The following is a 5,597-nucleotide window of genomic DNA, read 5'->3' as shown; positions in this document are numbered from 1 at the left end:
TTAAATCCCGTAGCAATGGATTAGTCTTTGGATTTTCTGACGATTTTTTCTTAATGATCTTTGGGAAAATTTGGGCATGGGAATGAATAGATCCCATGCCCAAAAATACAACTATCAATATCCAAAGACCTTTAACTTTCATTTTTCCAAATTATGCAGATTCTTTTGCAGCAAGATATCTTTCTGCGTCTAAAGCTGCCATGCAACCGGTTCCTGCAGCGGTGACCGCTTGTCTATAAATATGATCTTGGGCATCACCACAGGCAAATACTCCCTCCACATTTGTCTTGGTACTACCGGGAATTGTTTCGATATAGCCATTTTCATCCATATCAATGATATTCTTGAAGATATCAGTGTTTGGTTGATGTCCTATTGCAACAAAAAATCCAGTCACTTCAAGTTCTTTGAATTCTTTGGTGACATTATTAAATACCTTTACACCTTTTACTTCATCTTCTCCCAGGATCTCTTCAGTCTCGGTATTCCAAAGAACTTCAATTTTAGGATTGTTCAGCACCCTTCTTTGCATGATTTGCGAAGCGCGCATTTCATCTTTCCTGATGAGCATGTATACTTTATTACAGATATTGGCTAAATACGAAGCTTCTTCGCAAGCTGTATCACCTGCACCTACAATCGCCACATCCTGACCTCTAAAGAAAAATCCATCACAAACTGCACAGGCGGAAACTCCTCTGCCATTCAGTCGGGTTTCACTTTCCAATCCAAGCCATTTTGCAGAAGCTCCTGTAGAAATAATGACTGTGTCAGCATGTACTTCATGTTGGTCGTCGACGATTACTTTTCGAGGAAATGAATTAAAGTCCACAGATGTAATAACTCCATATCTAACCTGAGTACCAAATCTTTCAGCTTGCTTTCTAAAATCCTCCATCATCTCTGGACCTTGGACACCTTCAGGATAACCCGGGTAATTTTCGACATCAGTGGTTATTGTCAATTGGCCTCCAGGTTGCCCGCCAGTATATAAAACCGGATTAAGGCCTGCTCTTGAAGCATAAATTGCTGCAGTATAACCTGCAGGTCCAGAACCAATTATCAAGACTTTGATTTTTTCAATTTCGGAAGTCATTTGATTGAAATTTTTGAAGTTGGCAAATTTTGTTAAAATACCCTTCACAACAAAGTTAATGGGTGTTAAAATTCCCTAATTGTGGACTATGCCATGAAGTTCAGAGAGTTAAATTTTTTGAACCTTTTAAAGTTGAATTTAAACGAAAAAAGGGGAAAAATCCCCTTTAATTATTTTTAAAATCTATTTCGGATTTTAACCAAGATAAGGTTTTAAAGTTTTACTTCTAGAAGTATGCCTTAATCTTCTGATAGCCTTTTCTTTAATCTGTCTAACTCTTTCTCTGGTTAAGTTGAATTTTTCACCGATTTCTTCCAAGGTCATCGCGTGTTCACCATTCAATCCAAAATAAAGTGTAATTACATCTGCCTCTCTCTGGGTAAGGGTTGAAAGCGCTCTTTGAACTTCTTTTCTTAATGAATCTGTCATCAAGCCATCGTCAGGCTTTTCATCACCATCATTTTCAAGAACGTCCAACAAGCTGTTTTCTTCACCTTGAACAAAAGGAGCATCCATTGATACATGTCTACCTGAGATTTTCATGGTATCCACCACCTCAGCAGCAGTTACTTCAAGAACTTCTGCCAATTCTTCAGGAGAAGGCTCCCTTTCAAACTTTTGCTCAAGTTCACTGAAAGTCTTGCTGATTTTATTCAATGAACCAACCCTGTTCAAAGGAAGTCTAACAATCCTGGATTGCTCGGCCAAAGCTTGAAGAATGGATTGTCTTATCCACCATACAGCATAAGAAATGAACTTAAAACCTCTGGTTTCATCAAACCTCTGAGCTGCTTTGATCAAACCAAGGTTTCCCTCATTGATCAAATCACCTAATGATAGGCCTTGATTTTGATATTGTTTGGCTACAGAAACAACAAATCGGAGGTTAGCTTTGGTAAGTTTTTCTAGAGCCAATTGATCGCCTTCCCTGATTCTTTTTGCAAGAACCACTTCCTCATCGGCTGTCAATAAGTCTACTTTTCCAATCTCCTGTAGATATTTATCAAGGGACTGACTTTCCCTGTTGGTGATCTGTTTGCTAATTTTTAGCTGCCTCATTCAAGAATATATTTTCAGTTAAGATTCATTTAATAACAGGAATCTAAATAAACAAAGTTCAAAATAACAAATACTATAATGAACTTATCCGTTTTTATCAGATTTTTCTGGTTTTGGCAATAGAACTTTTCTAGAAAGCTTAAACTTCCCTGTTTTTTTATCTACATCGATAAGTTTAACCTGAATTTCTTCACCTGGTTCAAGGACTCCTTCCATATTTCCGAGTCTTTCCCACTTGATCTCCGAAATGTGCAACAAACCATCCTTACCGGGCATAAATTCAACGAATGCTCCGAATGGCATTATGTTCTTCACTTTTCCTGTATAGGTTTCACCGATTTCAGGCATCGCTACTATTGCCCTGATTCTAGAAATAGCGGCATTCATTGATTCCTGATTATTGGAGAAAATATTGATTTTTCCCATATTATCTTTTTCTTCAATGATGATGGTCGCTCCTGTATCTTTTTGGATTTCTTGGATTACTTTTCCACCCGGACCGATCACTGCGCCAATAAGTTCTTTAGGGATACTCATCATAAACGACCTTGGCGTATGTGGCTTAAGGTCTGGTTTAGGTGCAGAAATCGTCTTTTTGATTTCATTCATGATATGAAGTCTACCTTCTTTGGCTTGATACAAGGCTTCTTTCAAAACACTGTAATCAAGACCTTCTACCTTAAGGTCCATTTGACAGGCTGTGATTCCTTTTTCAGTACCGGTCACTTTGAAATCCATATCTCCTAGATGATCTTCATCACCCAAAATATCTGAAAGAATGGAATATTTTCCTGTTTTTGAGTCAGATATCATTCCCATTGCAATTCCTGTTACTGGAGCTTTGATCTGTATACCCGCATCCATCAAGGCCAAAGAACCTGCGCAAACAGTAGCCATGGAAGAAGATCCGTTTGATTCCAATATGTCAGAAACTATTCGGATAGTGTAAGGATTTTCATCACCTGAGGGAAGGACTTTTTTCAAAGCTCTCATGGCAAGATTACCATGACCTACTTCTCTTCTTCCAACGCCTCTGTTTGGTTTTACTTCACCTGTGGAAAAACCAGGAAAATTATAGTGCAAGTAAAACTTGTTATATCCCGAAATCATGGCTCCATCTATCATCTGCTCATCCATCTTGGTACCAAGAGTACAGGTAGTTATAGATTGGGTTTCACCTCTGGTAAACACTGCCGATCCGTGAGCTGAAGGTAAATAGTCAATTACCGACCAAATAGGCCTGATTTCGTCCAATTTTCTACCATCCAATCTCTTTTTCTCATTTAAAGTAAGGTTTCTGGCAGCTTCTTTATGGATTTTTGAAAAATATGGTCCAATCAAACTTGCTTCAAAACCGTGGTCTTCACCCAAAGAAGCAACAAATTCCTCCTTAACAGCTTTGATAAGATCATATCTTTCAGATTTATTGGCAATCAATTTTGCAACAACCTCGTAACACTTTCCATACAATTCAGCGTGCATTTTTTCATACAATGCTGAATCCGATTTTTCGTGGTTATATTCTCTTTTCTTTTCCTTGCCAACTGCAATGGTCAATTCTTTTTGGACTTGGCAATGTTTCTTTATTTCCTCATGGGCAAACTGAAGAGCTTCGACCATTTCGTCTTCAGATATTTCATTCGCTTCACCTTCCACCATCAGGATGTATTCCTCAGAACCTGCTACAATGAATTCCAAAGAAGCTGTTTCTAATTGCTCCGGTGTTGGGTTGATGACCAACTTTCCGTCGATCTTCCCAACCCTTACCTCGGAAATTGGTCCATTAAAAGGAATATCAGATACCGCCAATGCAGCAGAAGCTGCAAGTCCGGCCAAGCAATCAGGCAAAACCTCAGAATCTGCAGAAATCAGAGTAATTCCAATTTGGGTATCAGCATGGTAATCATCTGGAAAAATCGGTCTGATTGCCCTGTCTACAATACGGCTAATCAATATTTCATAGTCGGAAAGCCTTCCTTCTCTTTTCAAAAAACCTCCGGGAATCTTTCCGGATGCAGCAAATTTTTCTTGGTAATCAACAGACATTGGAAGAAAATCAACCCCTTCCCCTGCTTCTTTTTTAGAAACAACAGTGGCAAGTAACATGGCTTTTCCCATGCGAACTACCACAGCTCCATCAGCTTGTTTGGCCAATGCACCTGTTTCAATAATGATTTCTCTACCATCCTCAAGGACAATAGATTTAGAAATTACGTTTGGTAACATACAATTTTTTAAATAATAATAAGTGTAGAATAGTTATAAAAGTAAGGCTTAATATCAGGGGGAAATAAAAAAGTAAGGTTCTCCCACGAGAACCTTACATTGAATCGAATTATTTTCTTATTCCTAATTCGGTAATAATAGCTCTATATCTTTCGATATCATTCTTAATCAGGTAATTAAGAAGGCTTCTTCTTTTACCTACTAGTTTCAAAAGACCAAGTCTTGAAGAGTGGTCTTTTTTGTTTGTTTTCAAGTGGTCAGTCAAATGCTGAATTCTGAAAGTGAATAGTGCGATCTGTGATTCCGGAGAACCTGTATCGGTTTCAGCTTTTAACCTGCCATGATTTTTAAACAACTCCGCTTTTTTCTCTGATGTTAAATACATGCCTAGTTAATTTTTTAATTTTAAAACAGGTACAAAGGTAAAGCTTATAATCGAATTTCAAAAATCAGTCCTAAGTTTTAGCTGTTTTAAACCCAAATTTGGCTTTAATCTTTTTAAAAAACTCAATATAAGTCTCAGGTTCAAACAATCTCGCGTCTTTTCTCGCTTGTCTTAGAAAAAAGAACCCTATCGGCAACAAAACCAAATTTGAAAACCAGGTCCCAAAAACAGGATTGGTAACCCCTTCTTTGGCCCATTTCTCCCCTGTAATCGTCAACATATAAAATAAAATGAAGAAGATTATTGAAATCAGCACTGGCATCCCCAAGCCTCCTTTTTTTATGATCGCACCTAAAGGGGCCCCTATCATAAACATTACAATGCAGGCAAATGCGGTTGTATATTTTTGATAACGAGCAATTTCAAAACTCCGATATTCCCTTTCTAACGCGTTTACTTGAGTTAATTTTGTGCTGAAGTTATTCTTAATAGTTCTTGCATTATTCATGCCTACTGTTGCCGCTTTTGATTTGTAATCCCCCTTAATTATTACAGAATCCAAAGCAGCTTTTTTTTCCGCGGTAAATACAAAAGTTTTTTGTGGGGCAACTTCATTTTTCAAAGTTACATCTAAGCTGCCATTATTATCAATTCCCGTTTTTGGAAAGATGGAATCAATTACTAGAGGGGCTTGATCTAATTTCAGCATCTTCCGATTGATAGTCTTTTTTCTAACCTGAGTGTCCAAATTTGCAGAGGTATCTATTGTGGACTCAGGCGATGTATTGATTTTTTCCTTTTTTGGAATGGCCAAATCTGGAATAGAATCTT

5 protein-coding genes are annotated in these 5,597 nt (G+C 37.7%); all 5 read right to left on the bottom strand.

Annotated elements, in window-relative coordinates; all coding sequences use genetic code 11:
* Nucleotides 1-151: 151 nt before the first annotated feature.
* Nucleotides 152-1,096 (bottom strand): thioredoxin-disulfide reductase, encoded by a 945-nt coding sequence (trxB, locus tag ACZFYI_RS14740; RefSeq protein ID WP_462524890.1) that lies wholly within the window; start codon nt 1,094-1,096, stop codon nt 152-154.
* Between the two features lie 195 nt (nt 1,097-1,291).
* A complete protein-coding gene (locus tag ACZFYI_RS14735) occupies nt 1,292-2,155 on the bottom strand; it encodes a sigma-70 family RNA polymerase sigma factor (protein WP_113922161.1) in 864 nt (287 codons plus the stop codon).
* Between the two features lie 84 nt (nt 2,156-2,239).
* Entirely contained in the window at nt 2,240-4,381 is a 2,142-nt protein-coding gene (pnp, locus tag ACZFYI_RS14730; protein ID WP_462524889.1) for a polyribonucleotide nucleotidyltransferase, read from the bottom strand.
* A 109-nt stretch (nt 4,382-4,490) separates the two neighbouring features.
* Nucleotides 4,491-4,766: a 30S ribosomal protein S15 gene (gene rpsO, locus ACZFYI_RS14725; RefSeq protein WP_462524888.1), complete on the bottom strand. Its 276-nt coding sequence runs from the start codon at nt 4,764-4,766 to the stop codon at nt 4,491-4,493.
* Nucleotides 4,767-4,836: 70 nt separating this feature from the next.
* On the bottom strand, nt 4,837-5,597 hold a 761-nt coding region (locus ACZFYI_RS14720; RefSeq protein WP_462524887.1), incomplete at its 5' end, for an LptF/LptG family permease.

This window comes from Aquiflexum sp., from assembly GCF_977115555.1.
This window is presented reverse-complemented; position numbering and strand designations above follow the sequence as displayed.

Coding starts and splice junctions, on each gene's coding strand:
- rpsO (WP_462524888.1), bottom strand. CDS start 4,766: ATGTATTTAACATCAGAGAAAAAAGCGGAGTTGTTTAAAAATCATGGC.
- pnp (WP_462524889.1), bottom strand. CDS start 4,381: ATGTTACCAAACGTAATTTCTAAATCTATTGTCCTTGAGGATGGTAGA.
- trxB (WP_462524890.1), bottom strand. CDS start 1,096: ATGACTTCCGAAATTGAAAAAATCAAAGTCTTGATAATTGGTTCTGGA.
- ACZFYI_RS14735 (WP_113922161.1), bottom strand. CDS start 2,155: ATGAGGCAGCTAAAAATTAGCAAACAGATCACCAACAGGGAAAGTCAG.